The organism is Nonomuraea sp. SYSU D8015 (assembly GCF_008065375.1).
GTDB lineage: Bacteria > Actinomycetota > Actinomycetes > Streptosporangiales > Streptosporangiaceae > Nonomuraea.
In genome coordinates this window covers 864,062-888,464 of the sequence record NZ_VJYI01000001.1, presented here as the reverse complement: position 1 = coordinate 888,464, position 24,403 = coordinate 864,062, and the positions used below count along the sequence as shown (strand labels likewise).

23 protein-coding genes are annotated in these 24,403 nt (G+C 71.0%); 14 read left to right on the top strand and 9 right to left on the bottom strand.

The window, feature by feature from the left end; genetic code table 11:
• The first annotated feature begins 62 nt into the window (after positions 1-62).
• On the top strand, positions 63-245 hold the full coding sequence (locus tag ID574_RS06210) for a hypothetical protein (RefSeq protein ID WP_188187757.1): 183 nt from the start codon (positions 63-65) through the stop codon (positions 243-245).
• Positions 246-271: 26 nt separating this feature from the next.
• Here the strand turns inward: ID574_RS06210 and ID574_RS06205 are convergent, their stop codons facing one another.
• The gene (locus ID574_RS06205) at positions 272-706 is read right to left on the bottom strand and encodes an Lrp/AsnC family transcriptional regulator (protein WP_223166392.1); all 435 of its coding nucleotides are present in this window, start codon (positions 704-706) and stop codon (positions 272-274) included.
• Positions 707-789: 83 nt separating this feature from the next.
• Here ID574_RS06205 and ID574_RS06200 point away from each other — a divergent pair, with 83 nt between their 5' ends.
• Together ID574_RS06200 and ID574_RS06195 are read left to right on the top strand one after the other, a co-directional pair.
• The gene (locus ID574_RS06200; RefSeq protein WP_188187755.1) at positions 790-1,716 is read left to right on the top strand and encodes an EamA family transporter; all 927 of its coding nucleotides are present in this window, start codon (positions 790-792) and stop codon (positions 1,714-1,716) included.
• Positions 1,704-2,684 carry an aldo/keto reductase gene (locus tag ID574_RS06195; protein ID WP_188187754.1) on the top strand — a complete coding sequence of 327 codons (981 nt, stop codon included), beginning with the start codon at positions 1,704-1,706 and terminating at the stop codon, positions 2,682-2,684. Before ID574_RS06200 ends, ID574_RS06195 begins: the two co-directional genes overlap by 13 nt.
• A 113-nt stretch (positions 2,685-2,797) precedes the next feature.
• Here the strand turns inward: ID574_RS06195 and ID574_RS06190 are convergent, their stop codons facing one another.
• Positions 2,798-3,271 carry a hypothetical protein gene (locus ID574_RS06190; RefSeq protein WP_188187753.1) on the bottom strand — a complete coding sequence of 158 codons (474 nt, stop codon included), beginning with the start codon at positions 3,269-3,271 and terminating at the stop codon, positions 2,798-2,800.
• A 21-nt stretch (positions 3,272-3,292) separates the two neighbouring features.
• On the bottom strand, positions 3,293-4,996 hold the full coding sequence (locus ID574_RS06185) for an acyl-CoA dehydrogenase family protein (RefSeq protein WP_188187752.1): 1,704 nt from the start codon (positions 4,994-4,996) through the stop codon (positions 3,293-3,295).
• A gap of 31 nt (positions 4,997-5,027) precedes the next feature.
• Here ID574_RS06185 and ID574_RS06180 point away from each other — a divergent pair, with 31 nt between their 5' ends.
• Positions 5,028-5,747: a PaaX family transcriptional regulator C-terminal domain-containing protein gene (locus ID574_RS06180; protein WP_188187751.1), complete on the top strand. Its 720-nt coding sequence runs from the start codon at positions 5,028-5,030 to the stop codon at positions 5,745-5,747.
• A 29-nt stretch (positions 5,748-5,776) separates the two neighbouring features.
• Here the strand turns inward: ID574_RS06180 and ID574_RS06175 are convergent, their stop codons facing one another.
• The 3 genes from ID574_RS06175 to ID574_RS06165 all read right to left on the bottom strand — a co-directional run bounded on the left by ID574_RS06175 (position 5,777) and on the right by ID574_RS06165 (position 9,012).
• Positions 5,777-6,805, bottom strand: a complete 1,029-nt coding sequence (locus tag ID574_RS06175; protein WP_188187750.1) for a hypothetical protein — start codon at positions 6,803-6,805, stop codon at positions 5,777-5,779.
• 63 nt (positions 6,806-6,868) lie between these two features.
• Entirely contained in the window at positions 6,869-8,266 is a 1,398-nt protein-coding gene (locus ID574_RS06170; protein WP_188187749.1) for a glutamate-cysteine ligase family protein, read from the bottom strand.
• 35 nt (positions 8,267-8,301) lie between these two features.
• On the bottom strand, positions 8,302-9,012 hold the full coding sequence (locus ID574_RS06165; protein ID WP_188187748.1) for an SDR family oxidoreductase: 711 nt from the start codon (positions 9,010-9,012) through the stop codon (positions 8,302-8,304).
• Positions 9,013-9,115: 103 nt separating this feature from the next.
• Between ID574_RS06165 and ID574_RS06160 the strand changes: the two genes are divergently transcribed.
• The 7 genes from ID574_RS06160 to ID574_RS06130 all read left to right on the top strand — a co-directional run bounded on the left by ID574_RS06160 (position 9,116) and on the right by ID574_RS06130 (position 18,203).
• Positions 9,116-9,943, top strand: coding sequence for a helix-turn-helix transcriptional regulator (locus ID574_RS06160; protein ID WP_188187747.1), 828 nt, complete (start codon positions 9,116-9,118; stop codon positions 9,941-9,943).
• 81 nt (positions 9,944-10,024) lie between these two features.
• A complete protein-coding gene (locus ID574_RS06155; protein WP_188187746.1) occupies positions 10,025-11,062 on the top strand; it encodes a zinc-dependent alcohol dehydrogenase family protein in 1,038 nt (345 codons plus the stop codon).
• A gap of 48 nt (positions 11,063-11,110) precedes the next feature.
• Positions 11,111-12,079: an aldo/keto reductase gene (locus tag ID574_RS06150; RefSeq protein WP_188187745.1), complete on the top strand. Its 969-nt coding sequence runs from the start codon at positions 11,111-11,113 to the stop codon at positions 12,077-12,079.
• 39 nt (positions 12,080-12,118) lie between these two features.
• On the top strand, positions 12,119-13,798 hold the full coding sequence (gene polX / locus ID574_RS06145; protein WP_188187744.1) for a DNA polymerase/3'-5' exonuclease PolX: 1,680 nt from the start codon (positions 12,119-12,121) through the stop codon (positions 13,796-13,798).
• A 314-nt stretch (positions 13,799-14,112) separates the two neighbouring features.
• A complete protein-coding gene (locus ID574_RS06140; RefSeq protein ID WP_188187743.1) occupies positions 14,113-15,237 on the top strand; it encodes a serine hydrolase domain-containing protein in 1,125 nt (374 codons plus the stop codon).
• Between the two features lie 139 nt (positions 15,238-15,376).
• Positions 15,377-16,420, top strand: coding sequence for a sulfite oxidase (locus ID574_RS06135; RefSeq protein ID WP_223166508.1), 1,044 nt, complete (start codon positions 15,377-15,379; stop codon positions 16,418-16,420).
• 142 nt (positions 16,421-16,562) lie between these two features.
• Positions 16,563-18,203, top strand: a complete 1,641-nt coding sequence (locus ID574_RS06130; RefSeq protein WP_188187741.1) for a WS/DGAT/MGAT family O-acyltransferase — start codon at positions 16,563-16,565, stop codon at positions 18,201-18,203.
• On the opposite strand, the gene ID574_RS06125 is transcribed toward ID574_RS06130, so the two are convergent.
• Positions 18,141-18,698, bottom strand: a complete 558-nt coding sequence (locus tag ID574_RS06125) for a TetR/AcrR family transcriptional regulator (RefSeq protein WP_188187740.1) — start codon at positions 18,696-18,698, stop codon at positions 18,141-18,143. The two genes, ID574_RS06130 and ID574_RS06125, sit on opposite strands and share 63 nt — an antisense overlap.
• 102 nt (positions 18,699-18,800) lie before the next feature.
• Here ID574_RS06125 and ID574_RS06120 point away from each other — a divergent pair, with 102 nt between their 5' ends.
• Positions 18,801-19,370: a TetR/AcrR family transcriptional regulator gene (locus ID574_RS06120; RefSeq protein WP_223166391.1), complete on the top strand. Its 570-nt coding sequence runs from the start codon at positions 18,801-18,803 to the stop codon at positions 19,368-19,370.
• Positions 19,367-20,878: an MFS transporter gene (locus tag ID574_RS06115; protein ID WP_188187738.1), complete on the top strand. Its 1,512-nt coding sequence runs from the start codon at positions 19,367-19,369 to the stop codon at positions 20,876-20,878. Before ID574_RS06120 ends, ID574_RS06115 begins: the two co-directional genes overlap by 4 nt.
• Positions 20,879-21,078: 200 nt before the next feature.
• On the opposite strand, the gene ID574_RS06110 is transcribed toward ID574_RS06115, so the two are convergent.
• Positions 21,079-22,044: an alpha/beta hydrolase gene (locus ID574_RS06110; RefSeq protein WP_188187737.1), complete on the bottom strand. Its 966-nt coding sequence runs from the start codon at positions 22,042-22,044 to the stop codon at positions 21,079-21,081.
• 37 nt (positions 22,045-22,081) lie between these two features.
• Here ID574_RS06110 and ID574_RS06105 point away from each other — a divergent pair, with 37 nt between their 5' ends.
• Positions 22,082-23,011 carry an aldo/keto reductase gene (locus tag ID574_RS06105; protein ID WP_188187736.1) on the top strand — a complete coding sequence of 310 codons (930 nt, stop codon included), beginning with the start codon at positions 22,082-22,084 and terminating at the stop codon, positions 23,009-23,011.
• Positions 23,012-23,107: 96 nt separating this feature from the next.
• Here the strand turns inward: ID574_RS06105 and ID574_RS06100 are convergent, their stop codons facing one another.
• Positions 23,108-24,127 carry a polyprenyl synthetase family protein gene (locus ID574_RS06100; protein ID WP_223166390.1) on the bottom strand — a complete coding sequence of 340 codons (1,020 nt, stop codon included), beginning with the start codon at positions 24,125-24,127 and terminating at the stop codon, positions 23,108-23,110.
• Positions 24,128-24,403: the final 276 nt, after the last annotated feature.

The window sequence follows — 24,403 nt, the reverse complement described above, 5'->3', positions numbered from 1 at the left end:
GACAGAGTTCCAGATCGTTATCCCAGCTAGCCGAGGCCGAAGACGACCTGGACCGGCTTCGTGTGGCCGAGCAGGTCGTCAAGGAAATCCTTGCCGAACAGCCCAGCCGGGTGCCTGCTGAGGAGTCGGCGCCGGTGTATTTCGCCGACGAGTCCGGACAGGCTTGGGACTGCCCAGAGGGCCGCACCTGGGCACTTGGAGATCAGATCCCGATCATGCAGTTGTTGGGCAAGGGCTCTCCGTAAGGGCGATCGGAAGACGGGCCCGAGTCTCACTCGAGGGGCAGGGGGCGGCGTGGCACGGGCGCGGTGTGGATGAGGGACGTGGTCGTGTGACCGTACGGGGTGAACAGGTCGAGGATCGGTTCGAGCTCGTCGACCGCCCGCAGGTGCATCGTGAAGTAGAAGCAGTCGTCGCCGGTCATTCTGTAGCACTCGACGATCTGGGGAACCTCCTGGGCGATCTTGGAGATGCGGTGCAGCTCCCGGATCGCCGGACGGATCCGCACCATCACGGTGACCGGAAAGCCCAGGGCCCGCGGGTCGACCTCGGCGCGATAGCCGATGATCACCCCCGCCTCCTCCAGCCGCTGCACCCGATCAGCCACCGCGGGAGCCGACAGACCGACCCGGCGGCCCAGCTCGGCGAAGCTCACTCTGGCGTCGACCTGCAGCTCGGCCAGAATACGAAGGTCGAGGGCGTCCATTTCCTTGGATTCGTATGCCCGCTCGGGTCTGATCCTTCGATTCGCCATTCTCCTAAATTACGCTTTGGCCAACGATGGGGGTCATGCCGCCCACCGGTCCTCGCGCCGTCCTGTCCGCGGCGCCTCCATGGACCTACTTCATCGGGAGCGCCGTTTTCCACTACCTCGGCCCGGCCTTCGCCGTACTCTTGTTCACCAGGCTCGCCCCGCTCGGGGTCGCGGCACTGAGGATCTGGAGCGCCGCACTCGTTTTCGCGCTCTGGCGTCGCCCCTGGCGGACGCTCACCCGGCTCGATGCCGAGGGTCGTCGTACGATCATCGCCTGGGGCGCGGTGCTCGCGGCCATGAACGTCTGTTTCTATCTGGCGATCGCCCGCGTGCCCCTGGGGACCGTCGCCGCGATCGAGTTTCTGCCGGTCATCGTGCTGGCCGCGCTCGGTGCCCGTACGGCGCGTAACCTCGCGGCACTCGTGGCGGCCGTCGGTGGTGTCTACGTGCTGACCGGCATCCGGCCGACGGGGGAGCCGCTGGGGTTGGTGTTCGCCTTCGCCAACGCGGTGCTGTTCGCCGCCTACATCGTGCTGGCCCACCGTACGGCTCGGCGTCTGCGCGGCGTTGGCGGCATCGACGGGCTCGCCGCCGCCATGCTCGTCGCCTGCGTGTGTGTCGCGCCGGTGGGTGTTTGGCAGGCCGCTCCCGCGATGATCGACCCGATCGCGCTCGCCGCGGGGATCGGGGTGGGGATCTGCTCGTCGATGATCCCGTACGTGTGCGATCAACTCGCCATGGCACGCATGGCTCGGTCTACGTACGCGTTGCTGGTGGCGCTGCTTCCGGCCGCGGCAACGGTGATCGGCATCGTGGTGCTCCGGCAACTCCCCTCACTCGCCGAGCTCGCCGGAGTCGGGCTCGTGGTGCTCTCGGTCGCGCTCCATCGGGAACTTCGGCCTCCTCTAGCCGCGGCGAAGACCACGCTCTCACAGGAAGGTACGACGAAATGCGATACATGAAGCTGGGCTCGTCGGGGCTGAAGGTCTCCCGGATCTGCCTGGGCATGATGACGTACGGCGATCCAGGTTCCTGGGAGTGGCTGCTGCGCGAGGACGCGGCCGAGCCGATCGTCCGGCGCGCGGTCGAGGCCGGTGTGACGTTCTTCGACACCGCCGACATGTACTCCGACGGCGCGAGCGAGGAGATCACCGGCCGGCTGCTCGCCAAGCTCTTCGCACGCCGCGACGACTACGTCCTCGCCACGAAGGTCTACTTCCCGACAGGGCCGGGCCCGAACGACCGAGGGCTGTCCCGCAAGCACGTGCTGACCGCCATCGACGCCTCGCTGACCAGGCTCGGAACCGACTACGTCGATCTGTACCAGATCCACCGCTGGGACCATGAGACGCCGATCGAGGAGACCATGGAGGCCCTGCACGACGTGGTGCGGGCCGGTAAGGCACGCTACATCGGGGCCTCCAGCATGTACGCCTGGCAGTTCGCCAAAGCCCAGCACACTGCTCAGACGGCCGGCTGGACCAGGTTCGTGTCGATGCAGAACCACTACAACCTCGTGTACCGGGAGGAGGAGCGAGAGATGATCCCGCTCTGCGTGGACCAGGGGGTGGGCGTCATCCCGTGGAGCCCACTGGCACGCGGACTGCTCACCGGGAGCCGCCACCGCGACAGCCGGCCGCGCACGGTTCGATCAGGCAGCGACCGGCTGGCCGACAGCATGTACGAGGACGCAGATTTCGACGTCGTCGACGTGGTGCGTGCGGTCGCCGGCGAACGAGGCCTGCCACCAGCGCAGCTCGCGCTCGCGTGGCTGCTCGGAAGGCCTGGCGTGAGCGCGCCGATCGTCGGGGCGAGCAAGGTGGATCATCTGAACGATGCGATCGCGGCGGTGGATGTGTCCCTGAGCGGAGAGGAGGCGGCCCGACTGGAGGCCCCATACCGGCCACACCAGATCATCGGGCACTCCTGAGGCATCTGCATTGAGGAGCCTATCGTCCGTGTCCAGACGTTTCACCAGGTAACCATCGCGTCGCCTGCCGGGAGACTCCTTGTCTTTGTCGTCTTCATCGCTGCTGGACCAGATCACCACCCGCCTGGTCGCACTGACCGGACACGCCGACCGGCCGTGCGCCTGAGGGCCGCGAGTTGGGCGGGGGTGAGGGAGTTGCCGGTCTTGAGCCAGCACTGCAGGATCCAGGAGAGACTCCCGTGGCAGTAGGTCTCGTGACGTGCCGCGCGGGTCAGGAACAGCCCGGCGGCCTCGGGAGTCCACGAGACGGAGATGCCGTCGGTGATGACCCTGGCCAGGCCCTCGACGGACGCGACTTCGTCGTCGGCGCGGGACAGCAGGCGGGTGACCAGCTCCACCCGGGACCCGGCCGGCATCTGCTTGAGGGTGTCGTAGAGGGACTCACCGGGGCCGTATCCCCAGAAGCTGAAGTCCAGGCTGACGTCCTGCTTGAGGCGGACCAGTTCCTCGGCCAGCTCGTCGATCCGGCCCGCCTCGATCAGCGGCGTCAGCGCCGCCACCCGCTCCTGCCCGGTCGCTTGGATCATGGCGGCACAGTCTAGTGATCTTTAGTGGAGGACGACGGCTCCCTCCAGGAGGTCGTCGAAGAGCTCCAGTTCCTCTCCCGCGCGGTCGATCCCGCGCAGCGGGCCGTGGTCGGCGAGGTGCGCCTCGGCGTACAGGCGGGCGACGACCGCCTTCCGTCCGTCGTCCAGCCCCCACGTGGCCTGCTCCTCCAGCAGCGCGGCGGCGTACACGTCGGCCATGAACTGCGCCAGCGGATACAGCCGCGCCTCGGCCACCGCGGGCTCCAGCGCGGCCCACGCGGCGATCGCCTTGGCCAGGTCGTCGACGCGGGCGTGCACGAGATCGGAGGTGGCCGCGGCGCGCAGCCGATCGAGGAACGGCTCGTGGGCCCGCTCGCGCGCCATGGCCCGGCGCACGTCGAGGCAGAGGATGTTGTCGCCGCCCTCCCAGATCGGGTTGACCTGGGCGTCGCGCAGGAGCCTGGCCACCGGCCACTGCTCGATGTAGCCGTTGCCGCCGTGCACCTCGATCGCGTCGCTGGCGGCCGTCACGCCGAGCCGGGCGGCGCGCAGCTTGACCAGGGCGGGCGCGAGGCGCAGCCGCGGGCCGACGAGCCCGTCGAAGACGAGCGCCTGTGCGGCCTCGACCTCGACGATCAGCTCGGCGAGCTTGCGGCGCATCAGCGGCTGGTCGATGAGCGGCCGGCCGAACGCCTCCCGGGCGCGGGCGTAGCAGACCGACTCGACCAGGGCGCGCCTGGCCACGCCGACGCCCATCATGCCCACGCTGAGCCTGGAGGCGTTGGTGAGCCTCATCATGACGCCGAGCCCGGACGACCGAGAGCCCGCGCCCTCCCCGGTGCCCTCGGACTGCCCGGACGGCAGGTCCATGAGCAGGAACGCCTCCGCCTCGGTGAACTCGACCTCCGCCGACGCGACCGACCTGGTGCCGAGCTTGTCCTTGAGCCTGCGGATCCGCACCCCGTTGCGGCTGCCGTCCCGCCGCTCCCACAGCACCAGGAACGGCGCCACCGCCCCGTCGGGAAGCCGCGCCAGCACCACGAACGCGGACCCGTTGGCGTTGGAGGCGAACCACTTGAACCCCGACAGCAGCCACGCGTCCCCTGCGGGCACGGCCGAGGCCTCCAACGCGGCCAGGTCCGAGCCGCCCGTCCGCTCGGTGAGCATCTGAGCGGCCTCGCCGGAGAAGTAGCCGTTGGCGAAGATATCCCGGACCCGTGCGCGCACGTCCTCGGGCGCGTGCTGCTCGGCGAGCTGCACCACCATGTCGCCGCCCGTGCCGAGCGCGCACCCCATCCCGATGTCGGCCTGGTCCAGCAGGTACGTCCACGCGGCGCCCAGCGCGGCCGGATCCGCTCCATGGGCGCGGGCCTGCTGGGCGAACGACGGCGAGGTGAAGTTGTCCTCCATGAGCGCCTGCCGGGCGGCCAGGAACGACGGCGGCATGACGACCTCGCTGACGTCCCTGCCCCATTTGTCGTACTTCTCCAGCCGCGGCGGGTTGCGGTCGGTCTCCTCGGCGCACTCGGCCACCAGCCCGCCCATGAGCGCGCCCAGCCGGTCGAGGTGTGGTTCGGCCCAGGCGTAGCCCTCGCCGAGATGGCGCCGCATGAGCAGGCGCAGCGTGGGATCGCAGGTCCACCAGTTGCGGCCGGTCGCGCCCTGGTAGCGCTCGGTGGCGTAGCGGTGGCTGCGGTCGAAGGGTTCGATGAGATAGCGCCCCATGTCTGCGAGTGTTACATATACTCGACACGCGATGGAAGAGCGTAATAATTCGTTGAGCGCGCGCTCGGCCGTGCTGAGCGCGCTGCTGGGCCACCATCCCCCGCGCCTGCCGGCCCGCCACCTGGTGCGCATCGGCGCGCTGTTCGGCATCGCCGAGGGCACGGTGCGGGTGGCGCTGTCGCGCATGGTGGCGGCCGGCGACCTGCTCCAGGAAGGCCGCTACTACACGCTGTCGGAGCGCCTGGTCGAGCGCCAGGCCAGGCAGGACGAGAGCCGCGACCCGCACACCAGGCCGTGGGACGGCACGTGGGAGGTGGCCGTGGTGACCGCCGAGCGGCGCGCGCCGGCCGACCGGGCCGCGTTCCGGCACACCATGACCGCGCTGCGCCTGGCCGAGCTCCGTGAGGGCACCTGGCTGCGGCCCGCCAACCTGGTGCGCGAGTGGCCGGAGATCGTCACCGCGCAGTGCACGCTGATCGACGGCCGCCCGCACCGCGACCCCACTCCGCTGCTGTGGGACCTCGACGGCTGGGCCGCCGAGGCACGCCGGCTGAAGCGGGCGCTGGAGCGCGCCGACGGGCTGGCCGAGGGCTTCCTGGTGTCGGCCGCGGTGCTGCGCCACCTGCTGGCCGACCCGCTGCTGCCGGAGGAGCTGCTGCCGGCCGACTGGCCCGGCGCGGAGCTGCGGGCCCGCTACGACGACTTCGACACCCGCTACCGCGAGGTGCTCCTGCGGCACCTCAAAGACTGACCACGGCTCTCAAAGACTGACCACGGCTCTCAAAGAGCCACACCGAAGATCACCCGCTTGTTCCTGAACTCGGTGACGCTCCACAGCTTGCCGCCCTGCACCGTCAGGTCCTCGGGGCCGATCGGGAACGGCCTGGTCTGCGGCTCGCCGTCGGCGTAGACGATCAGCTTGCCGTTGGTGGTGGCGTCGGCGGCCTGGCTCAGGTACCACTTCCCGCCGTGCGAGATGGCTCCCTGGATCTTGGGGTGCCCCATCACGAAGGCCTCGTCGGGCTCTCCGCCGGAGAAGGGGAGGCCCCAGTGCGCCACCCAGCCACCGGGGTCGTCCTTCATGTACTCGCCGGAGATCAGCCGGCCCGTGCCGCCGCTGCGGTCGATCGACACGAACGAGAAGTGCGGCCCCCGCTGCGCGAGCTGCCAGGAATCGGTCTGCGGGATGACGTACCGGTAGCCGAACGCGTGGAACTTGCCGCCGTGCCGGCCGATCCGCGTGGGGTCGCCGAGGTCGTTCTGCGCCGTGCGCAGGTCGAGCAGGTTGTTCAGGTCGAAGACGCGCAGTCCTCTGTACGTGTCGGCCACGTAGAGCAGGTCGCCGTCGATCGCGATGCCGCCCGCGTGGATGTCGATCGGCGCGTACGTGCCGTCCGGCTTGGCCGCCACCAGCAGCGCGTGCTGGTATTTCAGCGTCTGCGGGCTCAGGAACGACACCCTGATCCCGCGCTCGCCCGCCTCTGGCTTGAAATACCAGCTCGCCACGAACACCGGCACCCCGATGGAGCCGGACTCCTCGCCGCACGACAGGCCCTGGGGATACCAGTCGGCGGTGTCCTGGTCCTTGGCGTCGAACGCGTACCACTCGGCCGGCCTGGCCCGCATCGAGCCGAGCGCCGCCGCCGCGCCCCGGCGGACGGCGGTCCTGTTGGCCTGCGCCAGCAGCGCTTCGACGGCGGTGCCGCCGATCTCCCCCGCGAGCTTGGCCGCCCCGTCGGCGAGGTCGCCCGTCGCCCGGTTCAGGGCGTAGGGCGCTTTGTCCGTGGAAACCATCCCCGTTGCCGCCATATCTTCCTCTCTTTTCCCGTCGCTTTACCAAGTGTGACGGAACGGGAACGGCGACGGTTGGCGTCAGCGCCACAAATGCACCGGAAGTCCGGACAACGCCAGCTCGCGATACCGCTGTACGAGCCGCTCCCGGTCGCCGCCGAACCGCGCCAGCGCCTCCCGCTGCCACACCGCCCCCGTGCGGCGCAGCCGGGTCCGCTGCTCCATGACGCCCAGCGCGCGGTCGGCGTCGCTCGGCGTCACCCCGGCTCCGAGCAGCCCCTCCCGCGCCTCGGGCAGCAGGCGCAGCACCAGGTCGGCGGCCGCGAACTCGCCGTCCACTCCCGGCCAGGAGAGTTTGGCGTCCAGCCCGTCCATGGCGGCCCGGTAGAAGTTCTGGTACGCCTCCGCGAACCGGTAGCCGGTCAGATCCCGCTCGGCCTGCGACAACGTCAGCCCCAGCAGGAACGCCGTGTTGGCGGCCATGTCCGCGCACGTCGGCCCGGCCGGCAGCGCCCGCATCTCGATCCGCAGGTGCCCGCCGCCGGCCGGGTCGTAGACGGGCCGGTTCCACTGCCAGATCGTGCCCTGGTGCAGCCGCAGCTCGGGCACGTCGTGCGGCTCGGCGTCCTCGTGCAGGTCCGGCACGATGGGCTCGTAGTCGCGCACGTACCGCTCGAACAACTCGTGCGCCCCTTCGCGCACCCAGTCCGAGCCGAACGTCACCCGCCCGTCCCTGCGCCCGCGCCGCTCCACGTCGCGGTCGTCGGCGGCCTCCTCCATCAGCGCGATGCGCGTCTCCTCCCACAGCTGCCGGCCCAGGAAGAACGGCGAGTTGCCGCACGCGGCCAGCACCGGCCCGATGGCGAGCTGCGCGGCGTTGAACAGCCGGGCGAACCGCTCCGGCGGCGTGCGGATGTGCACCTGCCAGGAGGTGTTGGCGGCCTCGAGGATCACGTCCTCCACGGCCAGCTCCAGGTCGTCGATCTTGACCAGGAAGGGCTCCAGCCGCAGCCGCCTCATGCCCCTGCTCAGCGCCCGGTAGCGGTTCTGGTCGCTCATGGCGCCCACGGTGAAGTCCTCGGTCCCCAGAGTGGGCAGGATGCCGATGGGCACGGCGCCGCCGCCCTCGACCGCGCCGTCCACCTTCATGATCGCCTCCTGGACCTCGGCGCTGAGCAGCTCGAAGGGCCTGCCCTCCAGCGGCGTCGGGGTCAGGTTCACCTCGATGTTGTAGCGGCCCAGCTCCAGCACCACGCGGGAGTCCCCGAGGGCCTCCAGCACCTGGCTGTTGCGCGGGAGCGGCCGGCCCCGCCCGTCGATGAGGAACAGCTCCAGCTCGGCCCCGATCGTGGCCGGGCCCTGGCCGAAGCCGGGGGTGTCGAGCAGCTCGCGCAGCACGCCGAGCTGCTCCCGGAGGCGTTCCCCGAAGCGGACGTACTCCGCTTCGGTAAATCGCTCCTTATCCAGATCTCGTCCCATCACCCCCTTCTGTCCGCTTCGCCGGGATTGACACCTCACCAGGGCAGCACGCCGTCATCCTGCAGGTAAGCCCCGGTAGGACCGTCCTCGTCCAGCGTCGCCAGCTTCACCGCGATCGCCGCGCCCTGTTCGGCCGTACGGAAGCCGGTGTGACCGTTGAGGTCGGTGGCGCAGTAGCCGGGGTTGGCGGCGTTCACCTTGATCGGGGTGTCCTTGAGCTCCCTGGCGTACAGGACGGTGATCATGTTGAGCGCGGACTTGGAGGAGTTGTAGGCGAGGAAGGTGGCCTCCGCGAAGGGACTGTCCGCGCCCGCCGCCATGCTCAGCGAGCCGAGCTCGCTCGACATGTTCACGATCCGGCCGGCCGGCGAGGTGCGCAGCAGTGGCAGCATGGCGTTGGTCACGGTGACGACGCCGAACACGTTCGTCTCGTAGAGGTCCCTGAGCGCCCGCGCCGGGGTGGCGCTGGGCACGGCCTGGGCCGGGTCGCCGGCGATGGCGGCGTTGTTGACCAGGATGTCGAGCCTGCCGTACTCCTGCTCGATCCACTTGGCGGCGGCGGCCACGCCGTCCTCGTCGGTCACGTCGAGCCGCACGTACGGCTGCCCGAGCCGCTCGGCGGCGGCCCGCCCGCGCTGCTCGTCGCGCGCTCCCACGATCGCGGTGACGCCTTGCCCGGCGAGCAACCGCGCGATCTCGTAGCCGATTCCCTTGTTCGCACCGGTGATGAGGGCGATCTTCGTCATGCCTCCACGCTGGCGCAGGCCCGAGGGGGTGCGGGAGAGACCTGGAAAGGCTGGGATCGGCGGTACCACCCACGATCGGCCCGCCATGCCGCAGGATGAAGGCATGAACCGCGACCAACTGGCCGAATTCCTCCGCAGCCGGCGCGCCCGCGTCACCCCGGCCGAGGTGGGGCTGCCCGGTGGCGAGCGCCGCCGCACCCCGGGCCTGCGCAGGCAGGAGGTCGCTCAACTGGCGGGCATGTCGGTCGACTACTACATCCGGCTGGAGCAGGGCCGCGGCCCGCACCCGTCGCGGCAGGTGCTCAACGCGCTGTCCAGGGCCCTCATGCTCAGCCAGGACGAGCGCGGCTACCTGTTCCACCTGGCCGGGCAGACGCTGGAGGCGCCGGCGATCAGGGACGACGTGCCCGGCGGGATGCTGCACCTGCTGGCGTTCCTGGAGGAGGTCCCCGCCTACGTCCTCAACGCCCGCTACGACATCCTCGCCTGGAACCCCATGGCCGGTGCGATCATGGGCGGCCTGGACGACCAGCCGCCCGAGCGGCTGAACGTCATCCGCTGGGTCTTCATGTCCCCCGACATCGCCGAATACCTCGACGACGAGGAGAAGGGCCGCTTCGCCCGCGCCTCCGTCGCCGACCTGCGCGCCGCCGCCGGCCGCTACCCCGGCGACCGCAGGCTGCAGGCGCTGGTCGCCGAGATGCTGGCGCTCAGTCCCGAGTTCGCCGACCTGTGGGACCGGCACGAGGTCGAGGTCCGCAGGGAGCAGCGCAAGCGGATCGTCCACCCGCTCGTCGGCACGATCGACGCGATCTGCCAGGTCATGCCCGTGCCCGACCGCGACGACCTCCGTCTCGTGCTCTACACGACCGAACCCGGATCTCCCTCGCATCAGGCCCTGCGGGAGCTGCGGCACCTGACCCTGCGCTGATCAACGCCTTATCGGTCGACACGCCTGCTCGGCAGGAAGTGCGCGACCTGCGGCAACCGGCGCTGAAGCTACGCTTGTGAGATGCGAGCGGTTGCGTTTGAAAGCTTCGGGGGCGACCTCGACGTGCGGGAGCTGCCCGCCCCCGCCCCGGCCCCACACGGAGCGGTGATCAGGGTCGAGGCGACCGGTCTGTGCCGGTCCGACTGGCACGGCTGGCAGGGTCACGACCCCGACATCAAGGCCCTGCCCCACGTGCCGGGGCACGAGTTCGCGGGCGTGGTCGAGGCCGTCGGCTCCGACGTGCGCGGCTGGCGGCCCGGAGCGCGCGTGACCGTCCCGTTCGTCTGCGCCTGCGGCACGTGCCCGTCCTGCGCCACCGGAGACCAGCAGGTGTGCGAGCGGCAGACGCAGCCGGGCTTCACCCACTGGGGTTCCTTCGCCGAGTACGTCGCCGTCGACCACGCCGACGTGAACCTGATCGCGGTCCCCGAGGACATGGCGTACGCCACGGCGGCCGGGCTGGGCTGCCGCTTCGCCACCGCGTTCCGCGCCGTGGCCCAGGTGGGCCGCGTGCGGCCGGGCGAGTGGGTGGCCGTGCACGGCTGCGGCGGCGTGGGGCTGTCCGCCGTGATGATCGCGACCGCGGCCGGGGCCCGCGTGGTGGCCGTCGACATCAGCGGCGACGCGCTCCACATGGCCGAGCTGGCGGGCGCCACGCATTTCGTCAACGCCTCGGCCGGCGACGCCGCGGCCCAGGTCAGGGAGCTGACCAGGGGCGGCGCCCACGTGTCCGTCGACGCGCTCGGCAGCCCGCAGACCTGCGCCGCCTCCGTCGAGAGCCTGCGCCGCAGGGGCAGGCACGTCCAGGTGGGGCTGCTGCCCGGCGGGCCGACGCCGGTGCCGATGGACCGGGTGATCTCCTACGAGCTGCGCCTGCTGGGCAGCCACGGCATGGCCGCGCACGCCTACCCGCAGATGCTCGAGCTGATCAGGGCGGGGGTGCTGCATCCCGACCAGCTCGTCACCCGCACGATCGGGCTCGCCGACGCCGGCAAGGCGCTGGCCTCGATCGGCTCCGTGCCGGGCATCACGATGATCACTCCTCGGTCGCCGCTCTGAGCGGGCCGGAGAATCGGCCGCTCCCTTGGGAGTCCTATGGTGGGCCGTATGGATTACACGCGACTTGGTGACACGGGCTTGAAGGTCTCGCGGGTATGCCTGGGCATGATGAGCTACGGCGATCCCGCCAAGCAGGAGTGGGCGCTGCCGGAGGACCAGGCCGAGCCGATCATCCGGCGGGCGGCCGAGGCGGGTGTGACGTTCTTCGACACCGCCGACGTCTACAGCCAGGGCGAGAGCGAGGTCGTGACGGGCAAGGTGCTGCGGGGGATCTTCCCGCGGCGCGAGGACTACGTGCTGGCGACCAAGGTGTACTTCCCGATGGGCAAGGGGCCCAATGACCAGGGGCTGTCGCGCAAGCACATCCTGTCCTCGATCGACGCCTCGCTCGACCGGCTGGGCACCGATTACGTCGACCTCTACCAGATCCACCGGTGGGACGACGAGACGCCCGTCGAGGAGACCATGGAGGCGCTGCACGACGTGGTGAAGGCGGGCAAGGTCCGCTACATCGGCGCGTCGTCCATGTGGGCGTGGCAGTTCGCGAAGGCTCAGCAGGTGGCCGAGCGCAACGGCTGGACGCGATTCGTCTCGATGCAGAACCACTACAACCTCCTCTACCGGGAGGAAGAGCGCGAGATGCTGCCGCTCTGTCTCGACCAGGGTGTGGGCGTGATCCCGTGGAGCCCGCTGGCCCGCGGCGTGCTGGCCCGGGCGGGCGCGGCGGCCACGACCGCGAGGGCGGGCTCCGACCCGCGCATCGACGCCCTCTACGACCCGGAGAACGACAAGCTGATCCTCGACAGGGTGGCGCAGGTGGCGGCCGAGCGCGGGCGGCCCGCCGCTCAGGTCGCCCTGGCCTGGCTGCTGCACCAGCCGGCCGTCACCGCGCCGATCGTGGGGGCGACGAAGGACCGGCACGTCGACGACGCCGTGGCCGCCGTGGACGTGCCGCTGTCGGAGGAGGAGCTGGCGTTCCTGGCGGAGCCGTACCGGCCGCGCGAGGTGCAGTTCTGACCATCCCGGATTGTCGGCCCCAGCCCCTAAGGTAGGCGCATGCGGGCAAATGAGGAGGCGGCGTCGGCGCTGCAGGAATACGCGGAGTTGTTCGCGCTCTGCGGCGGCGACGCCTTCCGGGTGCGGAGCTACCAGAAGGCGGCCAAGGCCATCGCGGGCTTCCCCGAGGACATCTCGGTCGTCGACGTGCGCAGCGTCCCCGGCGTCGGCGAGGCGATCGCCAAGAAGATGGAGGAGTTCCTGCAGCGGGGGAGCTTCCGCCAGCTCGACGACCTGCGGGGGCGCGTCCCCGATGGCGTGCGCAGGCTGACGAAGGTGCCCACCCTGGGCCCGAAGACGGCGATCATGCTGTTCGAGGACTACGGCATCGACTCCACCGGCGCGCTGCGCGAGGCGATCACCTCCGGCCGCCTCGACGGCGTCAAGGGCCTCGGCGCGAAGACGCTGGCCAATCTGCTCAAGGGCATCGAGCAGCTGGAGCAGTCCGGCCGGCGGGTGCACATCGGCGTCGCCATGTCGCTGGCCGAGCAGGTGATGGCTTCGCTGGCGGCCGAGCGCATCGCGTACGCGGGGTCGCTGCGGCGGATGAAGGACACGATCGGCGACATCGACGTCCTCGCGGTCGCGCCCGAGTCGATCATGGAGGAGCTCCGCGCCCAGCCCTACGTCGCCGAGGTGATCGCGGCCGGCGACAAGAAGACCTCGATCCGCACCACCTCCGGCATCCAGGTGGACCTCCGCGTGGTCCCGGCCGGGTCGTGGGGCGCGGCCATGCAATATTTCACCGGCTCCAAGGAGCACAACGTCGCCATCAGGGAGATGGCGGTGAAGAAGGGCTGGAAGCTCTCCGAGTACGGGCTGTTCGAGGGCGAGCGGGTGATCGCCGCCGAGTCGGAGGAGGACATCTACGCGGCGCTGGGCATGCAGTACGTCCCGCCGCCGATGCGGGAGGACGGCGGCGAGGTGAAGGCGGCGCTCCGGGGTGAGCTACCCGAGCTCGTAGAGCTGTCCGACCTCAAGGGCGACCTCCACACGCACACCGACCTGACCGACGGCATCGCCTCGCTGGACGACATGGTGGCGGCCGGCCACGCCCGCGGCTACGCCTATTACGCCGTCACCGACCACGCGCCGGACCTGGTGATGCAGCGGATGACGCTGGAGAAGGCGCTGGAGCAGCGCGGGCAGCTGTCCCGGCTCCAAGAGAAATATCCCGACATGCGGCTCCTGCACGGCACCGAGCTCAACATCGCCCCCGACGGATCCGTCGACTGGCCCGGGGAGATCCTGCGGGAGTTCGACGTGTGCGTGGCGTCGGTGCACTCGCATTTCGGGATGTCACGGGACGAGATGACCCGGCGCTTCATCGCCGCCTGCGAAAATCCTTACGTCGACATCATCGGCCACCCGACGACCCGCAAGATCGGCAAGCGGGCGGCGGTGGACGCCGACTGGGAGGCCGTCTTCCGCGCGGCCGCCCGCACGGGCACCGCCATGGAGATCGACTCCTTTCCCGACCGGTCTGATCTTCCGTCAGACCTGGTGCGGCTGGCCAAGCACCACGGGGTGAAGTTCTCGATCGACAGCGACTCGCATGCGATCCCGCACCTGGCGCACCAGCGGTTCGGCATCGGGATCGCGCAGCGGGCGTGGCTGACCCCGGACGACGTGATCAACACCTGGCCCCTGGACCGCCTGCTGTCCTTCCTGGGCCGCTGACACCGCCTGGCCCGTCCGGCGTGCCGCCTGACCTGGGACCCGCAATGACGCCCTGGTGGGGGACGGCCTCCGGACGGTCACGGGACCACCCGCTCCACGGCTGTAGCCACTGCGGCGGGCTCGGCGGCATGGGCCGCTGATCACACCCAGGCTGCTGAGGCGGCCGCAGGCGGCGAGGCATCCCCTGACGGAAACGGCGACGAAACACCCGTGGGCCTAGAACGGACTCCGCACATGATCGTCGCCAGGGACCGTCCGCGGGCCGCCCCCGAACGGACGATCCCGCGTGTCCCCGCACGGAAGGGATCACTGTTGTGAAGCATTCGACGTCCGCACGCGCCGCCGCTCTGGCCTGCGCGGTGCTGATGACGACAACGGGCCTCACCGCCCCCGCCGCAGCCACACCCCGGCTGGGCGATGTTCAGGCGGCGTTGGAGGCCCTCGCCGCGAACGCCGGCGTGGTGGGGGCGATCGGGGAGGTGTACGTGGACGGGAAGCGGGCCGGCCAGGGCTCCGCCGGGTCGCGGCTGCTCGACGGCGAGGGCGGGCGGATCCCCGCAGACTCGCGGTTCCGGATCGGCTCCCAGACCAAGCGGATGACCGCCACGATCGTCCTGCAACTGGTCGAAGAGGGCAGGTTGGGCCTGGAGGACAAGCTCGCGGACGTCCTGCCGGAGGTGGTCGCGCAGGACGCCGTGGAGCGGGCCGGCGAGATCACGGTACGGCAGTTGATCCGGCACACGTCCGGCATCCCCAACTGGTTCGACCCAGCGCTGGTCGACATCTACGACACGACCACGTACATCCCGCCGATGGACCTGGTGAAGAAGTCACGCAGCCGGCCGCGTACCGGGGAGCCGGGCGAGAAGTTCACCTACTCCAACACCAACTACACGCTCCTCGGAATGATCATCGAGAGGGTGACCGGCCATGCACTGGCCGCCGAGTTCTCCCGGCGGCTCTTCGCTCCGCTGAAGATGAGCCGGACGTACCTGCCGGCCAGGCCGCCCCAGGGCATCAAGGGGCCGCACGGGCACGGCTACCACACCGACGCGCAGGGCGTGCGGCACGACATGCACCGGCTCAACGCCAGCTACGGGAACGGGGCCGGCGGAGTGGTCTCGACGGCGCGCGACGTCAGCGCGTTCTCCCGGGCGTTCCAGCAGGGCAGGCTGCTGCCCGCGGACCTGCAGCGGGTGATCACCGACCCGCCGGACAACGCTCCCGCCCCACCGCCTCCCTCCGAGCGCCTCTGCGGGGGTGAGCCCGCGCTGCAGGCGCAGGCGGGCGGCGCACCGGGGTTCAACGCGGTCACGTTCACCACCTCCGACGGCCGCCTGCAGTTCGCCCTGTCGGTCACGACCAGCACCGACTCCCCCCTTGCCATCAGTCGCGCGATCAACGGGGCGGCGGAGGCGGTGATCTGCCCCGGAAGATAGCTCCGCGATCATCGGGCGGTTGCGGAGGAGGAGAGGGCGGGTAGAGAGAACGTTCCCGAGCTCTCCCGGACGGAGAGACAACGGAGGAGATTAAATGGTTTACAGATAGGGAATGAGTGTTGTGGAGGTGAGTTCGGTGATGCAAGCCACGGCGACGATCGTGAAGCCGCTGCCCGGCCACCTGTTCAAGGTGCACGACGGGAGTGCCGAGATGCGATGGGAGGCCATGTCAGGGCAGGGCTACCACACCCCGGTCGACCGCTTCTTCGTGCGCAACCACACCTCCACACCTCTCATCGACGTCACCACCTGGCGCCTGCGCCTGCACGGCGCGGGGATCCGGCGCCCGCGCGAGCTCGGCTACGACGAGTTGCGCGCCATGCCGTCGCGCACGTACGACGTGGCGATCGAGTGCGCGGGGAACGGGCGGCGCTTCTACGGGACGCAGCAGCACGCCCCCGCCCCCGGCACGCAGTGGGGCCTGGGGGCGATCGGGGTGGCGCGGTGGCGAGGGGTGCCGCTGAAACACCTGCTCGAGGAGGCCGGAGTGCTGCCCGAGGCGGTGGACGTGCTGCCGTCCGGCCTCGACGCGCCCTTCGAGCACTACGGCCACGTACGCAGGCCGCTGCCGATCGGCAAGGCCATGGCCGACGTGCTCGTGGCCTACGAGATGAACGGCGAGCCGTTGCCGCCGGACCATGGATTTCCGGTGCGACTGGTGGTGCCGGGGTGGGTGGGAATAGCCTCCATCAAATGGCTCGGTGACATAGAAGTTTCAACCACGAAGCTCTTCACCCCGTGGAACACGGTCTTTTACGCGGACGTCACGACGAATCCGGTGAAGAGCGCTTTCGAGCTCGCCTGGAATGCCCGCCTGCCTCTCGACGGCCCGCTCGTCCTGCACGGCCGGTCCTGGTCGGGGCGGGGCAGGATCGTCAGGGTCGAGGTCAGCTTCGACGGCGGCCTCCACTGGCGGGAGGCAGCACATCACGGGCATCACCTGGTCGGCGCCTGGTTGCCGTGGCACGTCTCGTGGGCCCCGCGCCGCCCCGGAAAATACCTTCTCATGGCCAGGGCGACCGACGAGACCGGCGCCACACAGCCCCTGTTCACGCCCCGGCATCCTTCCGGCTATCACTTCGACGCGGTCGTGCAACACCCGATTCAGGTTGTCATCGGATAGGTAAATGTCACTTATCCCGGCTGAGCTGGAGATTCCCTTTACGCCTGTTCGGCGAAGCTGAATTCATCTGAAAGACTCTCGCGGAAACCTTCTCGAAATCCCCCCATGTGATGCTGCCTACACGCCGGGAAAAGGAGAGCAGATGCGCCAGCTGACCGCACTCGACGCCCAGTTCCTCAACGTCGAGACGGCGACCACCGCCGCGCACGTGGCCGGACTGGCGATCCTCGACTCGGCGGACGGGGCGGTCAACAGGGAGGCGCTCACGGAGCTGCTGCTCGACCGGCTGCACCTGTCCCCCGCGCTCAGCCTGCGACTGGCCGAGGTGCCCCTGGGGCTGGACCGTCCCTACTGGGTGCCGGACCCGGACTTCGACCTCGGCAATCATCTGTTCGAGCTGACGCTGCCCGCGCCGGGTCACGACTGGCAACTGGCGGAGGCGGTGGCGCGGCTCCACGCCCGCCGGCTCGACCGGGCGCACCCGCTGTGGGAGATGCACCTGATCAACGGGCTGCCGGGCGGGAGGGTCGCCATCTACACGAAGGTGCACCATGCCGCGATCGACGGCGTCTCCGGCGCGGAGACGCTGGCCGCCCTGCTCGACCTCACCCCGGACGGCCACCTCACTCGCCGCCGGCTCCGCACGACCGACCAGGCGGCCCGCGAGCAGCCTGCGCAGTCCTCGAACGGCGACCTCGCCGGCCGGGGCCGGCGGAGCGGATGCGTCCCCGGCGGAGGACCCGCCGATCGGAGCGAGGCGACGGGCCAGGACGCCGACGCGTCCGACGGTGAGCGGCTCACGCCCGGCGCAGACCACAAGACTCCCGGAGTGATCGGCATGCTGGCGGGAGCCGCCGTGCGGACGGCCACGCACCCGGTCCAGGCCGTCCAGTCGGTGGTCAGGGTGGCCGGGGACCTGGACGCCATTCCGCTGGCGGCGTCCCTGCCCGGCGCGAAACTCATCGCCAGGGCGGCGCGGATGGTGGCCCGCGACCGGCCCGACCGCCCCGAGCTGCCGAAACTGTCCGTCCCCCGTACCCCGTTCAACGGCCCCATCAGCGCCCGCCGCCACCTCTCCTTCGGCTCCGTCCCGCTCAAGGACGTCAAGAACGTCGCCAAGGCCAACGGCATGAGCGTCAACGACGTGGTCATGACCCTGTGCACGTCGGCCCTGCGCTCGTGGCTGAGCGAGCGCGACGCGCTGCCGGAGGAGCCGCTGATCGTCGCCGTCCCCGTGGCGGTCCGCACGGCGGGGGCGAAGGACGTGGTGGGCAACCAGATCTCCGCCATGGTCGCCCCCATGCCCACGAACGTCTCCGACCCCCGCGAGCGCCTGGAGGCGGTCGGCGCGACCATGGGCCGGGCCAAGCGGCGGTTCGCGCTGGCCCCGGCGACGTGGCTGAGCGAGCTGTGCTCCGTGCTGCCCGCCCCGGTGTCCGGCCTGGCCACGCCGGCGATCTTCCGGCTGGCGGGCCTGGCGTTCCCGCCGATCAACCTGATCGTCAGCAACGTCCCGGGCCCGCAGTTCCCGTTGTACCTGTGCGGCGGGCGGGTGCTGTCGTACTACCCGCTGTCGGTCCTGACCGACATGAGCGGCGGCCTCAACATCACCTGCTTCTCGTACGACGGCATGCTCGACTTCGGCATCGTCGCCTGCCCCGAGCGCGTGGACGACGTGTGGGGCCTGCTCGCCCACCTGCGTACGGCGCTGGAGGAGCTGCTAGACGAGTGCGTGGGCGATGAGTTCCGCGACGGCGTCGGGGTCGATCTGGTGGCCGGTTAGCTGCCAGAGGTTTTCCTGGTAGATGAGGACGGCGGCGAACATGGCGGCCGCCGCCTCAAGCCTGGCCGCGTCGCCGCGCGCCCCGGGCAACGCCAGCTCCAGCGCGAACCGGGCCCGCCGGGCCAGCTCGCCGTTGAGGCGGCTGAGCCGCTCTTTGACCGAGCCGTGCGTGTCGGCCTCGCGGAACAGGATGCGCCGCATCGCCGGTGAGGCCCGCAGCGGCAGCCCGCGGGCGAGCCTGGCCAGTGTGCCGGCCGGATCGCCGGGGACCGCGTCGACCTCGCGCCCCTCCTCGATGTGCGTGCGCTCGTTCACAAGAGCGACGAGCACGTCGATCTTGCGCGGGAAATAGTCAAAGACCAGCCCTTTGGGCACTTTCGCGAGCCTGGCGATGACCGCAGTCGGAGTGGCCTCGTAGCCGGAGCCCGCGAACAGCTCCTCTGCCGCGTCCAGGATGCGCGTGCGCGCGTCACCCGTCACCACAGCACGAACCATAGCGCCACCTGCGGCTTCATGGCTACGACACCGGCCGAACGACACAATGATGTAGCATCTGAGACGAAAATGTCTCGATTGATACGGTGATGTCTTATGGCGATGAGCCGGGACCAGATCATGACCGCGGCGATCCACCACCTCAACAAGGATCCGTCCGCCTCCATGGCGCAGCTCGCCGAGGCGGTCGGCATCAGCAGGGCCACGTTGCACCGGCACTTCAGCAGCCGCGAGGAGCTGATGGTGGCCCTCGGCCACCGCGCCCACGATCAGTGGGAGCAGGCCCAGCTGGCCGCCGGGCTCGACGCGGCCACCGCCTCCGGTGACCGGGACGAGCTCGAGAAGGCGCTGAACGCCCTGCTCGCCGCCTTCATCGAGATCGCCGACGAGTACGGATTCGGCCTGACCGACTACACCCTCGCGGTCCACCCCGAGCTGCTGCGCCGCGCCGAGGAGCTGGAGGCGCGCGAGAACGCCTTCTACGCCGCCGCCCAGCGCGCGGGCCTGCTGAGCGACCGGCTGCCCGCCCCCTGGGTGGGCTACGTGATGTACGGGCTGCTGGTGGCCGTGCGCGACGGCCTGCGCCGCGGCGACCTCGCCCGCAGGGACGCCCCGAGGCTGCTCATGGACACCTTCCTGTATGGCGCCGCATCCCGGCGGGGGGACTCATGACGATCACCACACCACCCGTCTCGGCCAGGCGCCGCTGGGCCGGCCTGGTCGTGCTGTCGGCCGGCGTGCTGCTCGTGGTCATGGACATGACCGTGCTCAACGTCGCGCTGCCGGCACTCTCGGCGGACCTGCGGCCGAGCTCGATCGAGCAGCTGTGGATCGTGGACGCGTACGGGCTCGTGCTGGCCGGACTGCTGGTCACGGTGAGCGCGCTGGGCGACCGGTGGGGACGCAAGCGGATGCTGCTGACCGGGCTGGCGGTGTTCGGGCTGGCCTCGCTGACGGTGCTGCTCGCCGGCAGCCCGGCGGAGGTGATCGCGGTACGGGCGCTGCTCGGCGTCGGCGGTGCGATGATCATGCCCTCCACGCTCTCCATGATCCGCAACCTGTTCGCCGACCCCGGTGAGCGCGCCAGGGCGCTGGGCGTGTGGTCGGCGATGGCCGCGGTGGGCGCCGCGCTGGGGCCCATCCTGGCCGGGTTCCTGCTGGAGCATTTCACCTGGCACTCGGCGTTCCTGCTGAACGTCCCCGTCATGGCGGCCGCGATCGGCGCCGGGCTGTTCCTGCTGCCGGAGTCCAGGAATCCGCGCCCCGGCCGCTGGGACGCGCTCGCCACGGTCCTGTCGATGGCGGGCATGGTGGCGCTGGTGTACGCGGTCAAGAGCTTCGGCAAGCACGGCCTCACCTCGCCGGGCGCACTGGTGGCGACGGCGGTCGCGGCCGTGGCGCTGGGCTGGTTCGCCGCGCGGTGCCTGCGCAGGCCCGATCCGCTGCTGGAGCTCAGGCTGTTCCGCAGCGGGCCGTTCTCCGCCGGGGTGACGACGGCGCTGGCCACGTCGATCGCGATGGGGGCGGTTCTGCTGCTGCTCGCGCAGTGGATGCAGCTCGTGCAGGGCTACTCGCCGCTGGAGGCGGGCGTGCGGCTGCTGCCCGCCGCGCTGGCCGCGCTCGTGGCCTCGCCGCTCGCCCCGGCGCTCGCGGCCAGGATCGGCGCCCGCGCGGTGCTCGCGGGCGGGCTGGCGGTGATGGCGGCGGGTTTCCTGCTGCTGGTCGTGGCGCCCGCGCCGCTGGGCTACTGGCCGGTCGCGGGCCTGCTGGTGCTGATCGGCGTCGGGAACGGCGCGCTGGCGGTGGCCTCCGCGGTGATCATGTCGGGTACGCCCGCCGCGAAGTCGGGCAGCGCGGCCGCCATCGAGGAGACCAGCTACGACATCGGCGGGGCGCTCGGCGTGGCGGTGCTCGGCAGCGTCGCGGCGGCCGCGTACCGAGGCGCGCTCGATTACGACGGACCGGCGGCCGGGATCGCGCGGGAGTCGCTGGGCGGCGCACTGGACGTGGCCGGCGAGCTGGGCGCGGCGGGCGCGGAGCTGGCCGGGCGGGCGACGGCGGCGTTCACCGGCTCGCTGACGCTGGCCTGCGGGGCGGGCGCGGCGCTGATGCTGGCGGCCGCCCTGCTGGTCTGGCTGCTGACACCACGCGACCTCGACCTGTCCGCCGCACACCGCTGACGCCGGGGCCGCCGCCCGCCGCCCAGGACCGATCCGGGGCCGCCGCCAGCCGCACACCACTGACGCCGGGGCCGTCGCCCGCCGCCCAGGACCGATCCGGGGCCGCCGCCGCCCGCCGACTCAACGCCCCCGGGCCGCGCCCGCCCCGGCGCTCTCCTCTCACCTCGCGCCCGCCCGCTCGCCCTTGGGCGGGGATGCGGTCAGCGCGCGCCGATCGCGGCCATGAGCATCGGGTAGGCCCGGTGCAGCTCCCTCTCCCAGTACGCGTGGTTGTGGCCGCCGCGGTAGAAGTGGGTGCGCACCGGGATGCCGAGCTCGTCCAGCCGGGCGGTGAACGACCTGGCCGCCCGGTTCGCCAGGTCCTCCACCAGGTCCCCCTCCCCCGCGGCCACGTACAGCTCGACGCCCCTGAGCCGCGCCGCGCGGTCGTAGGGGTTGTGCGCCCGCCAGACGGAGCGCTGTGCCCGCGGGTCGCCCCAGATGCGCTTCCAGTCGGTGCCGAAGCAGCCGATCACCGTGCCGGCCATCACGGCTTGCGGCACGCCGGGGGTGAGGATGTGCAGGGCGCCGCTGAACGAGGCCGCCGCCGCGAAGCGGCCCTCGGCCGCGTACAGCATGGCGCCCTGGCCGCCCATCGAGTAGCCGGCGATCGCGCGGCGCGGGCCCGCGCGGTAGCGGGATTCGAGCAGCGGCAGCAGCTCACGCAGGTGGTAGGTCGCCCAGCGCGGCGGGCCGCCGTCGCCGCCGTTCCACCAGTCGGAGTAGCTGCCGCATCTGCCGCCGTCGGGCATCACGACCAGCACGCCGGTGTCGCGGGTGAGCGCCTCGACGTCGGTCCTGGCGGTCCAGGAGGTGTGGTCGTCGAGCCCGCCGTGCAGCAGCCACAGCACCGGCCAGTCGCGGCGGGACTCCCAGCGGTGCGGGAGCAGGAGGCGTACCTTCGTGACGGCGTCGCCGAGCGCCGGGGACCTGATGGTGAGCTCCATCCTGCGCCCGTCGAGCCGCCGCTCCGCCACCACCCGCGCCTGCGGGGTTCCGGTCGGGGAGGGTGAGGGTTCCGGCCCGGCCCGGCGCTCGCCGGAGGGCAGCAGGACCGCCACGCCCACCAGGAACAATCCGCCGGCGACGACCGCGCCGACCAGGCAACCGCGTAACCGGGGAGCCATCGAAGGCCTCCTTTTTGGATGCGCGGATAATAGCGGGATGAGATCAATAGGAACCACGGCCCTGTCCGTTTTCCCGATATCGCTCGGCACCAACGTCTTCGGCTGGACGGCGGACAAGGAGACGTCGTTCGCGGTCCTGGACGCGTACGTCGAGGGCGGCGGCAACTTCATCGACACCGCCGACGTGTATCCGCACTGGGCGACCGGCGAGTCCACCTCCGAGATGATCATCGGCGAGTGGATGGCCGACCGGCGCAACCGCGACTCGCTCGTCCTCGCCACCAAGGTCGGCATGCTGGAAGGGCTGGAGGGGCTGGCCCCGGCCACCATCCGCACGGCGGTCGAGGACTCGCTGCGGCGGCTCCGCACCGACTACATCGACCTCTACTGGGCGCATGTGGACGACCACGACACGCCGGTGGTGGAGACGCTGGCCGCGTTCGACGCGCTGGTGCGCGAGGGCAAGGTCCGGTACATCGGCGCCTCGAACCACGGCGCGGGCCGGCTGGCGGACGCGCTCAAGATCTCCGACGACGAGGGGCTGGTCCGGTACGTCGCCCTGCAGCAGCAGTACAACCTGGTCGAGCGGGGCTACGAGGGCGAGCTGCGGGACGTGGTGGCGAGGGAAGGGCTGGCCAGCACGCCGTACTTCGGGCTGGCGCGCGGCTTCCTGACCGGCAAGTACGCGCCCGGCGTGACCGTTGACAGCCCGCGGGCCGGGAAGGCCGCCGAATACCTGGCGACCGAGCACGGTCGCCGGACCCAGGAGGCGCTGGGCAAGGTGGCGGCCGAGCGCTCGGTCCAGCCGGCCTCCGTGGCGCTGGCCTGGCTCTCGGCCCAGCCGACGATCACGGCGCCGATCGCGAGCGCGCGTGACGTCGAGCAGTTGCAGGCGCTGATGACGGCGGCGGAGCTGAGGCTGAGCGCGGAGGAGCTGTCCCTCTTGGACGAGGCCTCCCGCCCCTGACCACCCGCAGGGCCGGCCCGCCATCCCCGGGGTGCTCCCGGCGGAGGCCGCCGCTCGGGAGGGGCAGGCGGACGGTCCGCGCGGGAGCCGGGGTGTTCAGCGGGCGCGGTTCGCCAGAGCCGCGCACAGGGCGCGGAGTTCCGTCGCCCCGGGGAGACACTCGTCCAGGGCGGCGAGGGCCGACGACAGGCGGCGGTCGGCCAGCGCCTGCGCGGCGGCGCGGCCGCCGGCCTCCTCCACGAGGTGGGCGGCGTGGCGGAGCGACGGCTCGTCCGTCACCCCGGTGGAGAGGACGGAGGCGAGCTCGCGGGCGGCGGGGAGGTCGGCGGACAACGCGGCCAGGACGGGGAGGGTCTTCTTGTCGCGGCGCAGATCGTTGTATACGGGCTTGCCGGTGACGTTCGGGTCGCCCCAGATGCCGAGGATGTCGTCGGCGATCTGGAAGGCCACCCCCAGGTCGCGCCCCATCTCCCACATCCGGTCCGCGAGCCCCGGCGCTCCGGAAGCCGCGCCCCGGGTCACGCCCGCCGCCGCGGCCGCCCCCAGCAGGCCGCCGGTCTTGCCCGCGGCCATCTCCGTGTACTCGGCGATCGTCACCGCGTTGGGCCCCTGCCAGGGCCGGTTCTCGAAGGCCATGTCGGCGCTCTGCCCGCGGACGAGCTCGACCAGGGCCGCCGACAGGTATTTCATCGCCTCCGGCAGCCCGGCGAGCTCCCGCACCGCCAAGGCCAGGAGCGCGTCGCCGGTCAGCAGCGCGGGGCCCACGCCGTACGCCTTCCAGAGCGCCTCCCGGTGCCTGCGCCGCTCGTCGTGATCGATGATGTCGTCGTGCGCCAGCGAGAAGGCGTGCACCAGCTCCACCGCCACCGCCACGGGCAGCGCCGACTCCGCCGGCGCGCCCACGGCCTCGGCGCTGAGCAGGGCGATGGCGGGCCGCACGCCCTTGCCACCGTCCCCGTGGTACGGTCTGCCGTCCGCGTCCGACCAGCCCAGCGCGAACGCCGCCATCCGGGCGCCCCAAGGGTCCAGCGTGGAGACCGCCTCACGGAGGGCGGGTTCGAACAGGCGCCGGCAACGCTCAACCGTGGCGCCGACCAGCGGAAGGCTGTGACTCAACTGGCGCTCCAACCTCGTTCGATGTTGAACTTCCCATGTCCGACATGGGACACTCCCTACATAGATTGACATTTGTCACAAATGTCCGCGACGTGCAGTAACGGGCCAGAGCACCCCAAGGGGGCATACGTGGCGATTCAGGACTCCAGCCTCACCCCTGCCCCAGCCGCCCGCCGCTCCCCAATTTGATCATCAACTATTCTCCATGCGAGAATCCACAAAACGCTTAAAAGTCACATAGCCGGACTTATAGCTATATATCGCATATGGATCAGG